This is a genomic window from Nostoc sp. ChiQUE01b (assembly GCF_034531255.1).
Taxonomy (GTDB): Bacteria; Cyanobacteriota; Cyanobacteriia; order Cyanobacteriales; family Nostocaceae; genus Nostoc.
The window spans coordinates 1-21,658 of sequence record NZ_JAVRBM010000058.1 but is presented as its reverse complement, the minus strand read 5'-3'; the positions used below and the strand labels follow the sequence as shown (position 1 = coordinate 21,658).

The window sequence follows — 21,658 nt, the reverse complement described above, 5'->3', positions numbered from 1 at the left end:
TACTTTATTCAAACTTGTTCATGTCACAAAAGAATGAAACCACAATTTTAGCTTTGACCCTGCTGCTGACAGTTGGCATAGTTGGCGGTGGTTTTTGGTGGTTTACTAACAATGGGGTCAAAATTGGTAATACTAACATTCAAAATCAACAACCAGGCAACAATTTATCCTTGCAAGACCGCATTAGTTTTGGGGAAAAATCCTTTACTCCGGGTGACATTTCTCCAGTGAAAAAAGAAGGAATACAGGCGATCGCAGCTAAAAGTTATGATAAAGCGATCGCTAATTTCACAGCTGCCCTAAAACTCAACCGTAACGATCCAGAAGCATTAATTTTTCTTAACAATGCCCGAATTGGTTCTTCCAAAAGCTATACTATCGTGGCTTCTGTACCATTTGGCACTGACCCCAATACTTCTTTAGAAATTTTACGTGGGATAGCCCAAGCCCAAAATCAAGTCAATACTTCTGGAGGAATCAAGGGAGTCTTTTTGAGGGTAGGGATAGCTAGCGATGACGACAATCCAGAAATATCGAAGCAAATCGCTTCCAGCCTAGTCAGCAATTCCGAAGTATTAGGTGTAGTTGGGCCGAATACTAGCGATTCCACCTTAGCCGCAGGTACTATCTATACTTCTGGACAACTTGTAGCTATATCTCCAACTAGTACATCTGTCAAAATTTCTAACTTTAGCCGCTACGTTTTTCGCACAGTTCCTAGTGATTTTATGGCTGCAAGAAGTTTAGCCAACTATATGGTGAGAACCTTGCAGAAAAAAAATGCAGTGGTTTTCTTTAATTCTCAGAGTAACTATAGCCAGTCTTTAAAGTCAGAGTTTGTTTCATCTGTTTCCCTAGAGGGTGGACAGGTAGCCAGCGAATTTGACTTATCCAGGGCGGATTTTAGTGCGGCTAAAAGTGTAGAACAAGCAACTAAACAAGGTGCAGAAGTATTGATGTTAGCTGCTAATACTGAAACTTTGGATAAAGCGCTGCAAGTAGTTCAAATTAACCAGAAACAGTTAACTCTACTGGGGGGAGATGATGTTTACACCGCTAAAACTTTAGAAATTGGCAGAGAACAAGCTGTGGGGATGGTATTAGCAGTTCCCTGGCATATTGATGCCGATCCTAAGTCAGATTTTCCTCAGAAATCGCGGCAGTTATGGGGCGGTGATGTGAGTTGGCGAAGTGCCCTCAGCTATGATGCCACTGTGGCTCTGATTACGGCATTAGAACGCAATCCTACGCGAGATGGAGTCCAACAAGCACTCTTGTCATCTGACTTTTCTGCCACTGGCGCTTCTGGTACAATTCGGTTTTTAGCATCAGGCGATCGCAATGCGCCAGTGCAACTTGTAAAAATTGTTCCTGGTTCTCGCTCTCGCACTGGTTATGACTTTGAACCAGTGCGTTAACCAGCAAGAAAAAATTAAAAGTTAACCAATACTTAACCTGGAAAAACCCTGAAGATGAGAAATTAAGCTTTATGGGGAAAAATCTTAGTATCAACTAACAACTTATCCTCACCAACACTCAAGCCTTGAGAAAAAAGACAAATAATCCAGGGTAAATTTATTATACCTTGGTTTATAAAGTAGTCAGAAGTGAGGATTTATCTGCATTTTTAGTAAAACACCCGTCCTCCCAATACAATCTCAAGTAGCAAGCACTTATCAAGTCAAGCACTTATATTGAATGGATGCGCGGGTAATTATACTATGTCCCAAAAAAATGAAACAACTATTCTTGTATTATCCATCCTAATCACCGTTGGGCTAATAGCTGGCGGTTTTTGGTGGTTTACTAGAAAATCTGGTGTCGATCTAAATACAATTAATTCTGGTAGCACCAAAACGCCCCAAACCGGATCGGAACAACCTAGTGGCAATACTTTCACTTCAGTAAAGGATGTTCCTACAGGATTATTCAATTACGGAGGCAGTACATCTTGGGCACCGATTCGACTAGTAGTTGATCCAGCAATTCAAGCCGCGCGGCCAGAGTTACGGCTGCGATATGTAGAACCCAGCAATGCATCTCCTGGTTCTGGTACTGGCATTCAGTCCTTGATAGACGGTCAACTAGCCTTTGCCCAGTCCTCCCGACCAGTTCTAGATCAAGAATTAAGTCGTGCCCAGCAGCGTGGGTTCAGTTTGAAACAAATTCCTGTGGCAATTGATGGTTTAGCGGTTGCAGTTAACCCCAACCTGAATATCCCAGGACTAACGGTAGAACAGTTAAAGTCAATTTACACAGGCAAAATCAATAATTGGAGCCAGGTGGGCGGCCCCAATATCCCGATCAAGCCCTATTCCCGCCGCATTGCTGATGGCGGTACTGTCGAACTTTTTGTCCAAGACATCTTGGGTGGTCAAGCTTTCAGCTCCAATGTAGAATTTATCTCCACAACCACCCAAGCCTTGCAAAAATTGGCTGATAGTCCTGGTAGCATCTACTACGCTTCTGCCCCAGAGGTGATTCCTCAATGCTCAATCAAAGCCTTGCCGTTGGGGCGGACGCAAGGACAATACATTGCACCATACCAAGAACCTTCTGTCCTCCCGTCTGAATGTCCTGGTAAACGTAACAAATTGAACATTGATGCTTTCCAATCAGGAAAATACCCGATTACCCGCAATCTGTTTGTGGTGGTCAAACAGAATGGTCAGACTGAGCAGCAAGCAGGTGTCGCTTACGCCAACTTACTGCTGACTGAGCAGGGACAGGAACTGATTACCCAAGCGGGGTTTGTCAAAATTCGCTGACAAGAGCGATCGCCGTGGCGGGGTCTGGCCCATCGCACTCAAGACAGAGTGGCGGAAATCGCCGCTCTGAACTGTACCTTAACCAGCTCTATTAATCGACTCTGCTGGCAAGCATATTAGATTATCCCCTTGAGTCAGGATTAAACCACGTTGACGCAGCTTACCCATCAAGCGGGTGACGGTGACACGAGTCGAACCAATCGCGCTACCAATTTGGGCATGAGTGAGGGGGAAGGGCAGACAATAACCGCGAATCACATCAGGATCGGTGTCGCTCATTGCTGGCTCTCCATATTCCTCAATTAACAATGTGAGAAATCCTAAGAGTCGGTCAATTGTGCGGCGTTGTCCCAAGGCACTCAGCCACAGCAGCTTACGCTGGTGCTGATACCTAAAGGCATCCATAACTTCGCGACGGAAGTGAGGCCAATTGTCTAAATCGTGCCAGTACATCCACAGCACCGCAGTTTGATCGACATGGGCGTAAGCTTGGAGTGTGAATGGTGACTGAGCAACAATTTCAAATGGCTGTCCCGCTCCCACAAAACCCAAGAACGCTTCTTCTGGGGTTCTGTTGATTCGTCGAGACGTTAGCTGACTGGCAGTCGCACTAACTTGGGCGGTTCCTACCATACGGATCGCACCCCTTTGCACCAAATACAGCAATCCAGGCCGGGCTGGAATGCGCTCATCTTTGCTAAAGGTGCGGCAGCGGTAGTGTTCTTGAGCCCAGTCAAGAATGCGTTGCCAAGTCAAAAAAGGCCGTGATGCCTCAGAAAAGGAGGATGGAGATTGCATAGGTAACAAAGAGCGTTCGGCTGAAGACAAAGACATAAATAAAAGGGTGCAAGGAGTGTCTTTGTGTTGGCGAGGCAGGCTTAACGCCTAACAGCGCCAGCCAATCCAAAGAATAGAAAGCAAATTACTCTCTACTCTTTTGTTATACTTCCTACTGTACAATGGTGGTAGTAAAGTTTACTTACTATTCATCGATTATTCATCAAATTTTATCCTCTTCTCATTTTTCTTCATCTAAATTAAATTTATATCGCAAGATAGATGACAGAAAAGTAACAAATATATCTTACATGACTATTTAAATAATATTACGTGCATTATAAATTACCAGTTAGCAAATATACGTCAATAAAACAGCTATTATATAGTTATTTAATAAAATCAATAAGTATTGATACTTATAAAGAAAAAAGTAAATGCATAAAAGATGAAAAAATTCCTCTATCTAAAGGTAGAGATAATAAGAGAGTTTTCTATACCTCAAGTGTGTCTCTGCGACTATCAAAATCTCAGAATCGAAAACCGATGGAGCTTGCCAATGCGATCGCCTCAGATATATCAGGGATTTGTGGCGACGTTTTTAGCATCCAAATAGTTCCCCCTGGTTTAATACATTTTGAATTAACTGACTCGACGTTAGCGACTTGGTTACAAAGCCTCGTAGTGGGAAGTGGGGAGTGGGGAGTGGGGAGTGGGGGAGCAGGGGAGGATGAGGGAGATGAGGGAGATGAGGGAGATGAGGCGAATAACCAATGCCCAATGCCCAATTTGTTTGCTGTTCAGTACGCTCATGCACGCTGCTGTTCGCTAGTGCTGCTGGCTCATCGAGAGGGATTGATTAAACTTAGAGAACCAGTTCCAAATACTAGTCCAGCTTTTTGGGATGTTATTTTTCCTAACCCCCTACCTTGGCTTAATTGCGACGGAATATTGCAGCTAAATCACCCAGATGAACGTCGTCTGATTGGCGAATTAATACAAGTGGTAGACAACATAGAGTGTCCTGATGTTAGCAGTTCTGTGAAATGGGAAAAAGTAGCACTGAATTTGAGCCAAGCTTTTGAAAAGTTTTGGTCTAATTGCCGGATTTGGGGTGAGGTGAAAATTACGTCACCAGAAGTGGTCCAAGCTAGACTCGGATTGCTCATGGCTACTCAGTCAGTATTAAAATTTGTCCTAGAGGAAAATCTGGCGGTTTTTGCGCCTTTGGAGTTATAAATCGGTAATGTCGCTTAGGCAAAAATAAAAACTTTTTATATAGCTATTGACTCAATGCACCACCTCGGATAGATTAGCAGGTGTGTGAGGAGCGAACCAGCAGGGGCACCGAGACGAAACACGGCCAGTCGTCGGTGTCCTTTCTGATTTGTATGGGTTAGATTTGAAAAAATGCCTTCACTACAGCAAAAACTTTTCAATTGCTACTGCTGCCCCATCTTCCTCTACGCTAGGAGCTACCCACTTAGCGATCGCTTGCACTCCTGCTGGTGCGTTGCCCATAGCTACACCAAGTCCAACATACTCCAGCATTTCCACATCATTGAAGTTATCGCCAATAGCCATAACGTTGGCTAACTGTAATCCCAACAATTCTTCGGCTAGGTAACGTACAGCAGTTCCCTTATTTACAGAGGGGTTAGTTGCTTCAAAAAAAGTAGCAACAGATGTCGTCAGATAAAGTTCAGCAGGTGTGTATTGACGGCGCAAATTCCCTAGTAGCTTGTCGATTACATCAATGTCATCAGACAAAGCGAGAATTTTTGTCGGTTCATTCGTTAAGGCTTGACGCAAATCACCCACAGGAATCGGAATAATACCAGAACGTTCGGCATAAATTTTGGTTTCTCTGGTTAACTCACGGACGTATAGCTGATCGTTAATGTAAAAGTGAACAGATAGAAGCGATCGCAACTCAGGCTGTTCAAAATAGTTGATTAGCTGGTGGGCGATTTCTCTGGAAACAACCCAATGGCGATGAATTTTTTGGGTGATTGGGTCTTGAATCCAGGCTCCCTGATAGGCCATTAATGGTAAGGTAGAGCCGATGTCTTGGTGAAAGCGCAAGGCTGAACAATACATTCTACCTGTAGCGATCGCCACTTGAATTCCTCGTGCTTGGGCTGCAATAATAGCTTGCTTTACAGGTTTGCTGATGGTGTTAGAGTGTCCAGCGATCGTGCCATCTATATCCAAAATTAGTAGTTTAATGTCTTTTGCAGCAGCCTGATTGTCAGTAGATGCTTTCTGCATGATTTCCTAGATTTTAAGTTCCAGTAAGAGGTTAACAGGCTCTAGCGATCAGTGGGAAGTTGTAGAAAAAATTGGCATCTCTAGTCAATCCAATTTCTTTACTACAATGTCTAGCGCAATAAAAAACCCAATTCTCGAAAAAATCGGGTTTTTTCATTTAAATTAGAGAGCCTGTTTGATAAATAGGATGGAAAAAACCTACCTATTCAAGAAAGTCTATGAATTAAACATCTTGATCCAGCTTTTTTTGCGTTGTGACAATAAACAAAGCCCAGCAATTAAACCAATTCCCAGTGTGGCAGAGGATTCAGGTACTGCTTTAGCATCGTAGTCATAAGTTACTTTGATACCTGCTTTTGCATAAGTATCAATATAGGATCTCATGTTGCCTGAACCCGTAACTACTGAGTTGGCTAAAGCTGAGAACAAAAAGTTTATGTCGCCATTACCAGTGAAAGACTGCAAGAATTGGGTATTGGTGAAAGACTGAGTAGCAGATTGTGTGGCAGTTAAGTTAGAAATAGTCTTGCCAGAGGTGCCACTATAATCAGTTTTACCATCATATTTAGCAGCTTGATAACTTGAGATATCTTGTGGATTGAGCGCAAACAGAGACTGATTATTTAGTTTTAAACTGAGTTGACTAGCAAGATTTACTGTCACCTGAGTTGCGGTTGGACTCCTGTTTTCAAAACCTGCATTTCCAAGTAAGTCGCCAGTAAAACTTATCGTTACACCCTTAAGTGTACCCAAAGATGAGTTAAATTTTTGGACGCTCAGAGGTGCATCAATGATATTTGTAAAATCGTAATCAGTGGAACTAGTGTAGGAGAGAGAAGCTGCATTAGCTGCTCCAGATGTTGCAACAATTCCTGCCAAAGTTGTGGCAGCAGCTAGAGTGTTGAATAGTTTTGTTGTCATGGATAAAAGATGCCTTTCTGAAACGAATCATTACGGAATTATTAACCTATTTCTAACTCTGAAACTTTGCTTGTAGTCTTGATAAATACACTTAACTTTATGTAAAGTTATTATGTTTAAATTCCTTTGACAAACAGACTTTTTGATTGGTATATATAAAGTTTTGTTAAGGCAAAGAGGTTTTGATAGTGGCAATCTTATGTCGAAATATTAAGCTAGTTTTTGTTGGTTCCTGAGATGTAAGCTAGGTCAACCTAATTAAACATAAAACGCTCAGGAGATAGATCCCCGACTTCTGATGAGAAGTGAGGGATCTAGTTACTATACGGTTACTATGCTTATACTCACGTACTTAATTGGGCTGGTATCCCTGCCAAAAGGTGGTTCTACTTGGCTTCCGTACTAAAGCTGCAAATGCGCAGACATTATTTTTGTCTAAAATTATACTTAATATTAATTTGGTACGCAAGAACTGGGCTATTGTCACCAAAGCCAAGCTAAACGAGCATCTGAAATTGCTAACTATGTGACAAAGCTTCTGGCTAAAATAGGGCTATGTCTGAAATCACTTCTGCAACTGCAACACGTCCCACGTTCATCCTCGTAGATGGGCACTCGCTGGCTTATCGTTCATACTTTGCTTTCGCCAAAGGGCGAGATGGAGGACTGCGTACTAAAGCAGGCATTCCTACCAGTATATGTTTTGGTTTTGTGAAGTGCCTGCTGGAGGTAATGGCAACACAACAGCCCCAAGCAATGGCGATCGCTTTTGATTTGGCTGAGGCAACTTTTCGCCACGAAGCCGACGAGACTTATAAAGCCGATCGCCCGGAAACGCCGGAAGACTTCATTCCCGACTTAGCAAACCTGCATGAGTTGCTGAATGGCTTCAATCTACCCATTTTTACTGCCCCTGGTTTTGAGGCTGATGATGTTTTGGGAACCTTAGCACAACGAGTAACTGCGGCTGGGTATAGGGTGAAGATTTTGACTGGCGATCGCGATTTATTTCAACTGATCAACTCTGACAAAGAAATTACTGTTCTGAATTTTAGTCCAGATGCCCTAAAACGCTCTACAAATAGCATCACGGAATTTGAAGCAGAACAAGTCAAAGAAAAAATGGGGGTTTTACCTTCACAAATTGTTGATTTCAAAGCTCTTTGTGGTGATAAATCGGATAATATTCCTGGGGTTAAGGGAATTGGGGAAAAGACAGCAGTGCAGCTGCTAAATACCTATGGTTCTCTCGATCGTATTTATGCTGCGTTAGATGAAATTAAAGGTGCAACTCAGAAAAAACTGGCAACGGGTAAAGAAGATGCTGATAGGTCTCGCTATTTGGCAACTATAGTTTTAGATGTTCCTATAGAAATTAATTTAGAAGATTGTAAATTAAAAGGGTTTGATACAAACGTCCTGACACCGATTTTAGAAAAGTTAGAATTCAAGTCTTTTTTAGGCAAGATAAACGACCTTCAGCAACGTTTTGGGGGCAAAATTGAAGAAAAGCAACAAGCCAAAAAAGAAGCAATTAATCCCAATTTTACTAACTCAGAATTCATTGCTGATGAAGATAATGATTTATGGTTTTTCAGTGCTAGTGATACAGCAGCAGTTCCACAACAATCTACTTCCCCAATTACACCACGCATCATTAACACCGAAACAAAACTGACTGAGTTAGTGAAACTTTTGCAAAAATTCACTAACCCAGAGACACCCGTTGCTTGGGACACTGAAACCACCGATTTAGAACCAAGAGACGCTGAGTTAGTAGGAATTGGTTGCTGTTGGGGAACGAAACCAGATGAGGTAGCCTATATTCCTGTTGGGCACAAAACTGGGGAAAATTTGCATAAAGATTTGGTGCTAGAAGCATTACGCCCAATTCTCGAAAGTGCTGATTATCCCAAAGCTTTACAAAATGGCAAATTTGACCGCTTAGTTCTAAAGTGTCAAGGAATTAACTTGGCGGGAGTAGTGTTTGATCCCATGTTGGCAAGTTACATTCTAAATCCAGATTCAAGTCATAATTTAATGGATTTGTCGCAGCGATATTTGGAATTGATAGCAAAAAGTTACTTAGATTTAGTTCCTAAAGGCAAAACCATCGCTGATATAGATATTCTCGCCGTCGCAGATTACTGCGGTATGGATGCTTATTCTACCTTTGGTTTAGTGGCGAAATTGCGTGAGGAACTGGATAAAATTCCAGCATTGTCTAAGCTATTAGTGGAAGTGGAACAGCCTCTAGAAGCAGTTTTAGCCGAAATGGAATACACAGGTGTCCGCATTAATTCAGCTTATTTACAAGAACTTTCGCAGCATTTAGAAACAGAGTTAGCTAGGTTAAAAGAGGAAGCAACTGAAATAGCTGGGGAAAATTTTAACTTGGGTTCTCCTAAACAGTTGAGTCAAATTTTGTTTGAAAAGTTGGGGTTAAGCACTAGACATTCTCGTAAAATTCAAACAGGCTACTCTACAGATGCAGCAACACTAGAAAGACTTCAAGAAGATGATAACACTGGATTTGTTGAGGCGATCGTTGAGTATCGCACTCTATCCAAATTAAAATCTACTTATGTTGATGCATTACCTGCATTAGTGCGTCCAGATACCCAGCGAGTGCATACTGATTTTAATCAAGCAGCAACATCAACTGGTAGGTTATCTTCTTCTAATCCGAATTTGCAAAATATCCCCATTCGTACAGCTTTTAGTCGCCAAATTCGGAAGGCGTTTTTGCCAGAACCTGGCTGGTTAATGGTGGCTGCTGATTACTCACAAATTGAATTGCGGATTTTGGCTCATTTGAGTCAAGAGCCGATATTAGTGCAAGCATATCAGCAAAATAAAGATGTTCACACTGTTACGGCGCAGTTAGTGTTTGAAAAAGAAGATGTAACATCAGATGAACGAAGGTTAGCCAAAACTATTAATTTTGGTGTGATTTATGGAATGGGTTCTCTAAGGTTTTCGCGCTCAACAGGGATAGATAAGACCGTTGCCAACGAGTTCATTAAACGGTTTAATGAAAGATATCCTAAAGTTTTTGCATATTTGGAGCGAGTGAAAAAAGAAGCGATCGCTCTTGGTTATGTAAAAACTATTTTCGGTCGCCGTCGTTATTTTGACTTTACTAATAACAGTTTACGCAAATTAAAAGGCAGTAACCCAGAAGATATCGATCTGAGTAAATTGAAGAATTTGGGTGTTTTTGATGCAGGTTTATTACGCTCTGCTGCTAATGCACCAATTCAAGGTTCCAACGCTGATATTATCAAAATTGCAATGGTGAGATTGCATGAAATTTTGAAGAAATATCAGGCGCGTTTGTTGTTGCAAGTTCATGATGAATTAGTGTTTGAAATTCCCCCTCATGAGTGGGAAGAATTACAACTGCAAATTAAGTCGGTGATGGAAAATGCAGTGCAGTTGAGTGTGCCGTTATTGGTAGAGGCACGTGTTGGTGAAAATTGGATGGAGACCAAATAAGTTGAACTGGGGATTGGAACAATTACATTACTAATTTGTAATTCGTAATTAAACCGATAGCATCATTAGTAATTACGAATTACTAATATAGGAATCCGATTTGATTACTGAACTTACTTGCGTAGGGAGGGGACAGGGAAGGGGGAACAGGGAACAAGGAATAAGGAATAAGGAATAAGGAATAAGGAATAAGGAATAAGGAATAAGGAATAAGGATGTACTGAGTTTTTTCAAAAATCAAATACGAGTCCTATACTAATATTTTACTATTCTTATAAGGAATTTTCATATGTATCGTCGTTGGCTTTTATCTGCTTTAGCAATTTTGTTGAGTATAGTTTTAGTTGCTTGTACCACTGCAACTACTCAGCAGCCACAAACAAAAGTGGAAAATACCAGTGAGGCGACTAACGCGAACTCTCAGCAATTACCAAAAGGATCGGCAAAAAGAGTGGTTGCTCTTTCTTCTCTTTCTGCTGATATTATCTCTCGACTCGATCAAACAAAAATTGTTGGAATCACTGGTAGTAAATTATTTAAAAATGACTCAAGATTCAAGGATATTCCCCGCGTAAGCGAAGGTCAAAGTCCACCAAATTTAGAGAAAGTGGTAACACTAAAACCAGATTTAGTTATTGGTGCTGAAGGTTTTTCTAACATCCCAATTCAAAAACTTCAGCAGCTAGGAATTCAAACTTTGCTCACTAAGGTGAATAACTGGGAATCTTTAGAAGAACTCACAAAAACACTGGCTAAATCAATCAGTGCTGATCCTGAGCCTTTGTTAAATCGTTACAAAACTTTCTTGCCAGACAAACCAACTCAGAGTCCTTATACTCTAGCGCTGGTTAGTCGTCAACCAATTTTAGCGCCGAATAAAAACAGTTGGGCAGGGGATTTGCTAGCGAAATTCCAAGCGAAAAATATAGCAGCAGATTTACAAGGAAAAAGTCCAATTGGTGGCTATGTGACGCTTTCGGCTGAGAAAGTTTTAGAAGCAAATCCAGAGGTGATAATTTTAGTTAATCCTCCACAAGGAAATTCGGAAACAGGGCTTTTAGATTCTTTAAAAAAGGAAGCTTTTTGGCAGCAACTGCAAGCAACTAAAAATAACCGAGTCTATGTGTTTGATTATTATGGTCTGGTGAATCCAGGTAGTATAGATGCAATTGAAAAGGCTTGTCAGCAGCTTAAGCAAGCGTTGTTTACACCACAGGATACTTAAGTAGCCGTCATGAACTGCATACACCAGAACACATGAAAGAGGGAGTGGGGAGTGAGACTAGTATTTTTTACTCAGTACGGGCTAAAGGCCCCGCTACCGCTAACAGCACTCAGTACTTTTTGAAGCTAAGTGGATTGAATAAGGGACTTCCAGAAAATAAAATATACAGCTAATAAAAATGATAATTATTATAAGGAGGAGAGTGAGGGTTGCCAATGGCAACCTTTACCCTCCCTAAATTGCATTTACAAGTCAGGCACCCAAGGTAAGGTAAGCATTCCGTAACTGCGCTTCGTTCCAAATGGTTCCATTACTGAAGGTAATCTTTTCAACGCCGTAGTTATAAGTGCTGTAGACTTGCTCTTTGAGAATCACAGAGCCAGTAATAGGCATTTCCAGTTAGAGACTCTTAACGAGGCAAAAAATATAAAATTGACTGTGCTTTTAATCTTTTGCAGAATTAATTGGTTTTTGAGCAAAGGAGGTATTCTTTCTACCTTCAAGAGAAGCACCCCCAAGACTGCGGAAATACAGTCCTCCAATTGTGAGTAAAAACGTCACATATCCCACTGCTTGCACAAGATAGAGATTGTCTCTGTAACCAAATAAAGCTTTGAGGATAATCCCAGGAAACTGTTCGTCAGGCAAGATTGTGGAAGTATTTGAAACCATTGGCCCCAAAATACAGGAGTGGACTTTAGTAAAACGTTCGTAATAGAAACAAAGACTTTGTGTAGCACGACTGCTAAGGGCAAGGTTAGCTAGAGCGTCGTCAAAATGTTGCAAGGCTGAAACTACCAACCCAGCGACAATCAGCACTAATAAAACGCCCATTACCTGGAAAAACTGGCGGATGTTAATTTTGACACCCCATTTAAATAGCAGCACTCCAATAGCACATGCCCCTATCAAACCAGCAACAGCGCCTAATGCTGGCATTAATCCCTGTTGAAAATTAGCTGCAACGAAGAGAACAGTTTCAAAACCTTCGCGGACAACGGCAATTAAAATTAAAGTAAAAACACCCCAACCAGCATTTGAGTTTTGTGTCAGCGCTTCTGTTACTGCTCCTTCAACTGTAGCTTTCATGAATCTGGCTTGTTTAGTCATCCAGATTAGCATCCAACTGAGCATTGCGATCGCTAACACACTAAACACACCTTCTAGCCCTGGCTCAACTACGGAGGTGTATTGAGGATTAAGTGCTCCCAGTACTTGAATTATCCAACTGAATAGCACACCGATTAAAGCACTGATGACAATGCCAACGCCGACACCAGCATATACCCACGAATTGAGTCGGGATTGTTTAGCTTTTTTCAGCAAAGCTAGCACAATGCCAACAACAAGGGCAGCTTCTACTCCTTCTCGGAGTGTTATTACAAAAGTAGGTAGAGCAGTACTAAAATTCATCTTTTGTCCTTTGTCTTTTGTCCTTTGTCCTTTGTCTTTTGTCCTTTGTCATTAGTCAGTTGTCCTTTGAATTTGTTTTTGACTAATGACTAATGACTAATGACTAATGACTAATGACTAATGACTATTAACCAAAATCGCGTAGCATCTTTTTCAGTTCGAGATTATGCATCTCTTCCTGTCCAATCATACCGCGAGCGAATTCTTCAAGGTAAATGCTGGCATTGGTAACAGTGTCGAGCAATTTTTTATACAGATCCAATGCCTTTTTTTCATGGGATAAGCTTTCTGCCAAGATATCTTTGACTTTATGCTGGTAGGTTTCTTCCATTGGGGCGATTTTCAGGGAGGGATGCCCATCTAAACCGGTGAGAATTTCTCCCACTTGTTCGGCATGAAGTAAAGATTCACTTGCCTGTGCTTTGAAAAAAGCCACAATTGGAATACGGTTAGGGCCAGTTACCATTAAAGAATAATGTGTGTAGCGCACTACCCCTGCTAGTTCAAATTCCATGATGGCGTTCAGCAGGTCAATAGTCTTTTTCTGGTCAAGTTCTTGCATCAGTTGTTAGTTAAAGTAACGAAGGGAGTGTAATTAGTTAGGAATACGTAATTCGTAATTCGTAATTCGTAATTCCTAACGATTTCATCATTTTAAACTCCTTGCCATATACTTCCCATTAAATTAAAGTGTTATCGTTGTGCTTGGGTATTGGATTTGTCAACCACTTTTTGAGAGTTTTCCTCAATCGTTTTCACTAGCTTGGTAACATCATTAGGAGTTTTGACTGCTTTTGCTGGTGGGATGGCGGCAGGCCAAACTTTAATTAGTTCAGCAAAACTTGTATCGATCGCTTTGTGTGCTTCGGGATCTGCTTGAGCTACTTGAGTAGAAATTTCTTTGTATAAATCATTGGCGTAAACGACAAAACCACGGGAGTCTTGATACTCAATTGGCGCGGTTACTTTTCCATTTGCGATCGCTGCGCCATATTCGGAGTTCGCTGCATCCAATAATTCGTTAATTACCTTTAGCACAAATCCTGGTTTTGAGCGTTGATCTGCTGGCAAAGCTGCGATCGCTCCGTCAACTGCTTGTACTGAAGAAGTAAAATTAGTTTTAACTTTACTATCCTTCGGACTAGATTTGACTAAATCTTGCAAACTTACTAAACTTGTCTTGAATTCTTTGACTTTTCGTTCATTCAATTGATCTTCGACATCAACGTAAATCTCTTCTACTGGATGCCCAATATGAGGTTCTGCCTGTTTCGGCTGATTCTGATCTAGCAGTTCTTTGGCTACCAAAAGATGCCCTTTCATTAAGCCTAATTTAGACATATAATCAACATCTTTTGCCTCACCTGTGAGTACCACTTCTTGAACACCAACCTGGTCTTTAATTTGGTCGAACTGTTCTTGAGTAATTACTTTTTTAGTAACTAAATCTTCTGGACTACCGTAGGGACGATTTGCCTGGATTTTATTGGATAATGCCGGAATTCCTAGTTTGGCTTCAAATTTATCCAATTCTGACAAAATTGCGCTATTAATGTTAATTTTTTCTTTGCTACCGTGACCACTGTGACTGTTATTACTTACTGCCTCTGTAGCTTGAGGGCTAGCAACTGGTGCTGATGGATTTTCTGCGGTTGGGGTATTATTACAGGAACTCAAGGTAACTATTAAGGCGGCTGCTGCTGTTAAACAGATATAACGAAGTTTTATCATCTTTGCTCCTCGCACAACTAAAAAAGGTATTAATTGAAACATTTCAAACTATTACTAGAAGGTAGTTTGTTTGACAGATTGTCATAGATTTTACTGTCGCATATAATGATATTTTTTATCAACTAGTTATCTAAAACTTTATTACGAATTACTAATAATATTATTTATCAGGAATTTTTCACAGGATTTTGAGAGTTGCTCTCAGCAAGTACTTCAAATTGACCCATGCAACCGTTTTCTGCGATCGCATCTTGATGGGGATGGAACATATACTTACCTGGGTAGCGAAAAGCAAATTCCAAGATGTGCCTTTCTGCTATACCCATCGTAATCACATCAGTTTTCTCGCTCTTCTTCATACTCATGCCATAGCGATAGACATCAAAGAAGTTGGCGTGGAGATGAAACGTCACTGCCGGATCATATTCAATAATGTTGAGAACATACAGCCGAATCAACTGATCTTTGTAAATGCGAATCGGGTTATGCATGTAATAGTGCGGCAGACCGTTGAAGGCGTAATAATCATTATGGCTATCATCATTTACGTCATACCCACCCATCACTAGTACCATTTCATCAGCTGGGGGACGGGGAGTAGGTGGATCGATGATAAACATTCCGTACAGCCCCTTAGCTATGTGGCGGGTGACTGGTTCAATATGGCAGTGGTACAGGTGTACACCATAAGGTTCAGCATCAAATTCATAAATTGTGGCACTACGATTGCTGATTGGACGAACACCATCCATTTCTGCCGGATGAATGCCATGAAAATGTAAAGAGTGAGAATGTCCCGCGTTGTTGAAAAATAATACCCGGATGCGATCGCCCTGTTTTGCCCGTAGCGTTGGCCCTGGTATGCGACCGTTTAAATCCCAGATGTTGTAAGAAACAACACTATTGAGTTTTATTATGGAAGTACCAGCAGTTAACTGAAATTCCCGGATAGTCCGCCCATTTTCTTGCTTTACTGTCCCATAATCAAAATCCCTTAACATCTTCATCGGGTTAGTAACGTCGTCTGGTGCTTCCATATTGAATGGTGGTACTTTCACCACTGACTTACTTTGCAGATTTAGCATCTGCCAAAGTCCAGCTGCACCAGTTAATCCAGCACCTGCTAGTCCCAGCTGCAATAATTGACGGCGGCTCCAAGGTTTTCCGTTACCTAGAGCGAAGTTGTTGGGCATGACATTTAGTTACGGTTAGCGCCAAAAAAGAATTGCAAATCTTTTGCAATTTCTTTTAAATATTAGAGGAATTAATAATTATTGTCAATAATTTTTTAGTGCTTCTAATTTGCCAGTTAAGTTGTTAAATCTAGATCAAGCTCTAAAAACTCTCGTAATATTTTCTGGCTTTTAACTGTATTTATACGCTTATTTATGTATAAATAGTATTCAGATAAAACTAACTATTTCATGCATATTGCTGATATGCTGATTGCTTCAGCAGTACTTAGAGTATAAACAATGGCTATAATAGCACCTTGAATATAGACACAAGCAAGAAACTGTTACTAATCTCTAGTGTATTTAATTGGCTTAGGCATAACATAAATCACGTTTTTTCAAGGAATTTTGAAGTTTTTACGTTAAGTTGACACCAATGAACGCAATGGCTACCCAACAAACTTTTTGCCGTTCACTAAACCATATTGAACTATAAAAAGGTAGTGTGATCGGACAAGGGAAGTGATTGCAATAGCTTTAAAGGTAAAATTTATATTCAAGCTTGGTATTTTCAAGAAGTTGGTATATTTATTAAGTACAATTTTGTTATTTACAAGCTCATAAAATTAAGATTTACCGAGAAATTAAGAAAGTAATGCTGACAAAAATTGCCTTTAAAACAATTCTTGAACGTGCCTTAATGGGATACGACTTATCTCTCGAAGAGGGAGTGGTATTGTTACAACAAACTGAGCCAGAGGCGATCGCAGCAATACGTACTACATCCGATACGCTCCGCCACACACAAGCAGGCGATACTGTCACCTACATAATTAACCGTAATATTAACTTTACTAACATTTGTGAGCAACACTGTAGTTTTTGTGCATTCCGTCGAGATGATGGTGATGTCGGTGCATATTGGTTAGATTCGGCGCAAATTTTGGAAAAGGCGACAGATGCAGTACAACGGGGTGCGACAGAAATCTGTATGCAGGGGGGGTTAAATCCACAAGCGCAGATAAATGGTAAATCTTTGCCCTATTACCTCAAGGTTGTAGAAACCATTAAACAGGAATTTCCCCAGATACATTTACACGCTTTCTCTCCCCAGGAAGTGCAATTTATCGCCAGACTTGATGGCCTGGAATATGCTGAGGTGATTACTGCTTTGCGCGATGCTGGTGTTGGCTCAATGCCAGGAACAGCAGCTGAAGTATTAAACGATGAAGTAAGGCGGATATTGTGTCCAGAGAAGATTGACACAGCCACTTGGCTAGAAATTGTCAGCACAGCTCACAAATTAGGCTTGCATACCACTAGCACCATGTTATCTGGGCATATTGAAACCCACGAACAACAAATCGGGCATTTAGAAAAATTGCGATCGCTCCAAAAAACCGCCATCAATCAGGGATATTCAGCAAAGATCACAGAATTTATTTTATTACCCTTCGTTGGGCAAGAAGCGCCCAAATCCTTACGGCGTCGTGTCGGACGCGATCAACCAGTTTTAATCGATGCACTGCTATTAGGGGCTGTAGCGCGGATTTACTTAGGTAATTGGATTCCTAACCATCAGCAGAGTTGGGTAAAACTGGGACTTGCAGGTGCAACAGAAGCCTTAGCTTGGGGTTGCAACGATATCGGCGGCACTTTGATGGAAGAACATATTACCACAATGGCAGGTGCTTTGGGCGGTACGTGTATGGAAGTGGAAACCTTGCAAACTGCGATCGCTTCTTTAGGAAGACCTTACCAACAACGCGACACTCTTTATCAAAAAGTTATTAATCGTTAAGCATTAGGCATTGGAGATTGGGCATTGGGGATTGGGCATTGGGTATTGGATAGTAGAAAAATTATTTCACAGTCCCCAGTCCCCAGTCCCAGTTCCCAATTCCCACTCCCCACTCCCCATTCAATTGATCCCCAAGTTACCAATCCAAGATAGGATGGACGTTGATTTACGTATTCTTTTACTTAATGCATATGAAGCGCTATTGGTCGCGTTTGCTTGCGCTGGTTTTGGTTGTAGCTATCGGCTTAATGGGTTGTTCTGGCAGTCCAGATAGTTTGACTGGGGATTATCGTCAAGACACCTTAGCTGTGGTCAATATTATGAGACAAGCTCTGGATCTTTCACAAGATTCACCAGACAAAGCAGCAATTCAAGCAGAAGCGCGTCAAAAAATTAATGACTTTTCAGCTCGCTACCAGCGAGTTAACTCTGTTTCTGGTCTTGGCTCGTTTACAACCATACGAACAGCCCTCAATTCCCTAGCTGGACACTACAGTTCTTACCCAAATCGTCCCGTACCCGAAAAACTCAAAAATCGTCTAGAGAAAGAGTTGCAGCAGGTAGAGACGGCGTTGAAACGTGGCGGTTAGCTATTAACTATTGCTTACTCCATCATCAATAGTCAGGTGTCAAAAGTTTTGATTCCTGACTATTTTGTTTATCAAGGCAGGAGGCAGAAGGCAGAAACTCTTTATATCTAATGCGTAAGTCCTGCATTTTGTAGTTCATTTACTTGAAAACTGCTGTAACAATGCAAGCCGACGCATTAACAATGCAAGTTGGCGCATTAACAATGCAAGCCGACGCATTAACAACACGAGCCGATGTATTAACAACACGAGCCGATGTATTAACAATGCAAGCCGATGCATTAACAATGCAAGCCGATGTATTAACAATGTAAGCCGATGCATTACAGCTATTTTCAGGTAAATAGACCACACAGTAGGGGCACAGCATTGCTCATTGGTGTCAACTTAAGGTAAAAGTTAGGTAAGAGAAAGCGTTCTAGAATTGCCCTCATCCCCTAACCCCTTCTCCCAATATGGGATTCGGGGAACTAGAGAATTATGCTCCCCTCTCCCATATTGGGAGAGGGGCTGGGGGTGAGGGCAAAACTCATACAGCCAGCAGATTTCAGCTTAAGTTGACACCAATGAGCATTGCTGTGCCCTTACGACAGATGTGGTTCAAATACATGAAAATTGCTGTAACAATACGAGCCGATGCATTCACATTGAGGGTGAAGTTTTAATATCTACTTCATGCACTGGGAACCAATATACAAGAATACGGCAACAGAAATAGACTTTTGAGAGTCTTGAAAAAATAGGTTTTAAAACCCTTGGTATTTAACTATATAATTCGATACACGTTGCCCACAATTATTTGAGTTGGGATCGATGATTATCGCAAATTAAAGGCTTTAAGACCGAACGTTAACACGTAGCTCAGAGTTAGAGCCACTTCGCCTTTGCTCAGTTACCCTGTGGTAAGCAAGTTACAGTCCGAGTTTAAATCCCTGTCTGAAACTTTTTTGAATTTTGAATTTGTTCATCTACTGGTAGGTATGTCTAACTGTCCCTTGAACGTTGCAAGATCAACATTATTTTGGCGGCGCTTATGCGCTGTTGTTTTTACTAGTAGTTTATTGCTTCCAAATTTGGGAAGCGAACCAGCAAGGGCGCAAGTAACTGAGTATTGTCAGTTATCATCAGCGGCGGCGCAACAAAAAGAAAACTTGCGTTTGTCAGCCCTCAAAGGCAAACAAGATGCTCAAACGCGCTACCAAAGCATAATACAAGAACAAGCACAGAAATTAAAGCAATGTCGCTCTCGGACTTGGCCGCAAACCCAAGCCATTTGGTTACGCTTGTATCCCTGCGACATTCAGCCAGGAATAATCGATCAGATTATGGATCGGATTGTTAATGGTGGCTATAACCAAGTTTATTTAGAAGTATTTTACGATGGGCAGGTACTATTACCAGCCAGAGCTAACCCAACGATTTGGCCTGCTGTGATTCGCACTCCAGGGGCAGAAAACATCGATATACTTGCTACGGCAATTAAAAAAGGTCGGCAACGTGGTTTGAAGGTCTATGCCTGGATGTTTACCACAAATTTCGGCTATACTTACGCCCAGCGCCCAGATAGAGAAAGTGCGATCGCTCGTAATGGCAAAGGTCAAACGAGTTTATATGTGGTAGATAATGGCTCTCAACTATTTATCGATCCCTACAACCTGCAAGCAAAACGCGACTACTATCAATTAGTACAACAAGTTTTGCGCCGTCGTCCAGATGGCTTGCTATTGGATTATGTGCGTTATCCTCGCCAAGCTGGAAGTGATTCTATCGCCACCAAAGTTTCAGATTTATGGCTATTTAGTCCCGCAACCCAAGAAGCTTTATTTAAACGAGCACAGAATTACAAAGGGCTGGACTTGATTCGCCGCTTTTTGAGCAAGGGATTCGTCACTGGTGGAGATGTAGCGGAAGTCGATAAACTTTATCCCCAGGAAGGAGAACCCCTTTGGCAAGGACGCACTCTCCCACTAGCGCAAAAGTCAATCCTGCGTGCAACCGATAGACAACCAGTTTTACAATGGGAGTTGTGGCAGCTTGCCGTTGCCCATGCCATGCAAGGAATTCTAGATTTTGTCACCATCGCTAGTTACCCAGCAAAGCAGCAAGGTATTTCCACAGGAGTGGTGTTTTTTCCTGATGGCAACCAAACTGTCGGACAAGGGTATGATTCCCGTTTGCAACCTTGGGATCGGTTTCCCAATACATTAGAGTGGCATCCTATGGCTTATGGAAATTGCGGTAATGCCAGTTGTATTGTGGCACAAGTGCAACGGGTTTTGAGTATGGCAAAACCGGGTACGCGTATAATCCCGGCTTTAGCTGGTCAGTGGGGAAAATCTGTTAGTAATCGTCCATCCCTAGAAGTGCAAATGCAGGCACTCCGCCAATTTGCCCCCCAACTGAAGGGAGTTAGCCACTTTGCCTATTCTTGGCAATATCCTCAGAGTGATAGCGATCGCAAATTCTGTCGAGTTAAGTAGAGTTTTTGTAGAATTAGTGAAAAGGGATGAATTTCCCTTTCAACTTATAGAATCAGACACTTTACAAATTCATACCAAATATATAGCGATCGCAGTCATAACTAGAGCTTAAGTATAGTGGGCAGCGAGTCGTTGGAATGCCGACGGTGCTGGACTATCTGTGAGGTGCTGGCGTATCACCTCGGCACACGCACCTGGGCTTAACAACGAGGTATCCACTTCCAGGTCATAGATGCCAGGGATGTGAACTTCACGTTGCCATAACTGAACTGGATGTGGCATCGCGGTGTCAGCTGTACTTCCCAGCTTCCACCCCGTCTTTTGTCGTCGTTCCATAACGATCTCGATAGGGCAGTGAACGCCTACGAACAAGACCGGCAATCCTTTCAAACGTCGGGCACTATCAGCCAGAATGCCCCGCTTCATTGCGTAGGCGTCATGGTGTCCGACATCAACCACGACATTTAGACCCAAGCGGCTGTGAGCAGCGATAGACTCATACATGGCGCTGTAAAGAATGGGAACAAGGGGTTCGATGTCTTGGCGTTCTCCCCCTGGCCGCAGACCGATCCCAGGTAGGTATCGTGCGGGAGTCATTTGCATAAACCTATCAACACCCAAGTTCATCCACAGACCATCAAATGTCTCCTGAATCACTGCGACAATGCTTGACTTCCCCGATCGCGGAACACCATTCAGGATGATAATCTGTCCTAGCTCCTGTGTCTGCCCCATGATTCCTCCTGGCATTTTTATATTTGTACTTTAGACTAAAAAGCACAAAATGACTCAAGAAAGCTGAGTTGAGAAGAACCAATGCAAAAAATGAGAAATCAAGCAGATTTCTGCGCTGATTTATGTGAAGTGGAAGTATGCTTTTTAACAATATAATAGCGAGTTATACACATTTAAACAAAAAGCGCTCTCCTTTTACGGAGAGCGCTTTTTGATTTAGCTAAACTTCAGAATTAACCGTTGATAGCAGGAGCAGTAAGAGCGACAGGAGCA

The 21,658-nt window shown here is 41.7% G+C and carries 18 protein-coding genes; 9 read left to right on the top strand and 9 right to left on the bottom strand.

What is annotated here, in order from left to right; translation table 11 throughout:
- Nucleotides 1-20: 20 nt before the first annotated feature.
- Complete coding sequence (locus tag RMY63_RS28995; RefSeq protein WP_322732016.1) at nt 21-1,418, top strand: ABC transporter substrate-binding protein; 1,398 nt, start codon at nt 21-23, stop codon at nt 1,416-1,418.
- Between the two features lie 303 nt (nt 1,419-1,721).
- Nucleotides 1,722-2,768: a PstS family phosphate ABC transporter substrate-binding protein gene (locus RMY63_RS28990; protein ID WP_322732015.1), complete on the top strand. Its 1,047-nt coding sequence runs from the start codon at nt 1,722-1,724 to the stop codon at nt 2,766-2,768.
- A gap of 78 nt (nt 2,769-2,846) precedes the next feature.
- Here the strand turns inward: RMY63_RS28990 and RMY63_RS28985 are convergent, their stop codons facing one another.
- A complete protein-coding gene (locus RMY63_RS28985) occupies nt 2,847-3,566 on the bottom strand; it encodes a Crp/Fnr family transcriptional regulator (protein WP_012412419.1) in 720 nt (239 codons plus the stop codon).
- Nucleotides 3,567-4,091: 525 nt separating this feature from the next.
- Here RMY63_RS28985 and RMY63_RS28980 point away from each other — a divergent pair.
- Nucleotides 4,092-4,784, top strand: a complete 693-nt coding sequence (locus RMY63_RS28980; RefSeq protein ID WP_322732014.1) for a DALR anticodon-binding domain-containing protein — start codon at nt 4,092-4,094, stop codon at nt 4,782-4,784.
- 180 nt (nt 4,785-4,964) lie between these two features.
- On the opposite strand, the gene RMY63_RS28975 is transcribed toward RMY63_RS28980, so the two are convergent.
- Together RMY63_RS28975 and RMY63_RS28970 are read right to left on the bottom strand one after the other, a co-directional pair.
- A complete protein-coding gene (locus RMY63_RS28975) occupies nt 4,965-5,816 on the bottom strand; it encodes a Cof-type HAD-IIB family hydrolase (protein WP_322732013.1) in 852 nt (283 codons plus the stop codon).
- A gap of 216 nt (nt 5,817-6,032) precedes the next feature.
- The gene (locus tag RMY63_RS28970) at nt 6,033-6,737 is read right to left on the bottom strand and encodes a choice-of-anchor E domain-containing protein (RefSeq protein ID WP_322732012.1); all 705 of its coding nucleotides are present in this window, start codon (nt 6,735-6,737) and stop codon (nt 6,033-6,035) included.
- A 555-nt stretch (nt 6,738-7,292) separates the two neighbouring features.
- Here RMY63_RS28970 and polA point away from each other — a divergent pair.
- Both polA and RMY63_RS28960 read left to right on the top strand, forming a co-directional pair.
- Nucleotides 7,293-10,235: a DNA polymerase I gene (gene polA / locus RMY63_RS28965; RefSeq protein WP_322732011.1), complete on the top strand. Its 2,943-nt coding sequence runs from the start codon at nt 7,293-7,295 to the stop codon at nt 10,233-10,235.
- Between the two features lie 289 nt (nt 10,236-10,524).
- A complete protein-coding gene (locus RMY63_RS28960; RefSeq protein WP_322732010.1) occupies nt 10,525-11,460 on the top strand; it encodes an ABC transporter substrate-binding protein in 936 nt (311 codons plus the stop codon).
- A 252-nt stretch (nt 11,461-11,712) separates the two neighbouring features.
- On the opposite strand, the gene RMY63_RS28955 is transcribed toward RMY63_RS28960, so the two are convergent.
- The 5 genes from RMY63_RS28955 to RMY63_RS28935 form a co-directional block, all read right to left on the bottom strand.
- A complete protein-coding gene (locus RMY63_RS28955; RefSeq protein ID WP_322732009.1) occupies nt 11,713-11,853 on the bottom strand; it encodes a calcium-binding protein in 141 nt (46 codons plus the stop codon).
- A gap of 51 nt (nt 11,854-11,904) precedes the next feature.
- Nucleotides 11,905-12,873, bottom strand: coding sequence for an FTR1 family protein (locus RMY63_RS28950; RefSeq protein ID WP_322732008.1), 969 nt, complete (start codon nt 12,871-12,873; stop codon nt 11,905-11,907).
- 127 nt (nt 12,874-13,000) lie between these two features.
- Complete coding sequence (locus RMY63_RS28945; protein ID WP_322732007.1) at nt 13,001-13,435, bottom strand: ferritin-like domain-containing protein; 435 nt, start codon at nt 13,433-13,435, stop codon at nt 13,001-13,003.
- 131 nt (nt 13,436-13,566) lie between these two features.
- Nucleotides 13,567-14,604, bottom strand: a complete 1,038-nt coding sequence (locus tag RMY63_RS28940) for a ComEA family DNA-binding protein (RefSeq protein ID WP_322732006.1) — start codon at nt 14,602-14,604, stop codon at nt 13,567-13,569.
- A 167-nt stretch (nt 14,605-14,771) separates the two neighbouring features.
- Nucleotides 14,772-15,797, bottom strand: a complete 1,026-nt coding sequence (locus tag RMY63_RS28935) for a multicopper oxidase domain-containing protein (RefSeq protein ID WP_322732005.1) — start codon at nt 15,795-15,797, stop codon at nt 14,772-14,774.
- 637 nt (nt 15,798-16,434) lie between these two features.
- Between RMY63_RS28935 and cofH the strand changes: the two genes are divergently transcribed.
- The 4 genes from cofH (at nt 16,435) to RMY63_RS28915 (ending at nt 20,650) form a co-directional block, all read left to right on the top strand.
- Nucleotides 16,435-17,580 (top strand): 7,8-didemethyl-8-hydroxy-5-deazariboflavin synthase subunit CofH, encoded by a 1,146-nt coding sequence (cofH, locus tag RMY63_RS28930; RefSeq protein ID WP_322732004.1) that lies wholly within the window; start codon nt 16,435-16,437, stop codon nt 17,578-17,580.
- Between the two features lie 185 nt (nt 17,581-17,765).
- Complete coding sequence (gene psb27, locus RMY63_RS28925) at nt 17,766-18,170, top strand: photosystem II protein Psb27 (RefSeq protein WP_190240755.1); 405 nt, start codon at nt 17,766-17,768, stop codon at nt 18,168-18,170.
- Nucleotides 18,171-18,331: 161 nt separating this feature from the next.
- On the top strand, nt 18,332-18,484 hold the full coding sequence (locus RMY63_RS28920) for a hypothetical protein (RefSeq protein ID WP_322732003.1): 153 nt from the start codon (nt 18,332-18,334) through the stop codon (nt 18,482-18,484).
- Between the two features lie 666 nt (nt 18,485-19,150).
- On the top strand, nt 19,151-20,650 hold the full coding sequence (locus RMY63_RS28915) for a family 10 glycosylhydrolase (protein ID WP_322732002.1): 1,500 nt from the start codon (nt 19,151-19,153) through the stop codon (nt 20,648-20,650).
- A gap of 108 nt (nt 20,651-20,758) precedes the next feature.
- On the opposite strand, the gene RMY63_RS28910 is transcribed toward RMY63_RS28915, so the two are convergent.
- On the bottom strand, nt 20,759-21,385 hold the full coding sequence (locus RMY63_RS28910; protein WP_322732001.1) for a chloramphenicol phosphotransferase CPT family protein: 627 nt from the start codon (nt 21,383-21,385) through the stop codon (nt 20,759-20,761).
- Between the last annotated feature and the right edge of the window lie 273 nt (nt 21,386-21,658).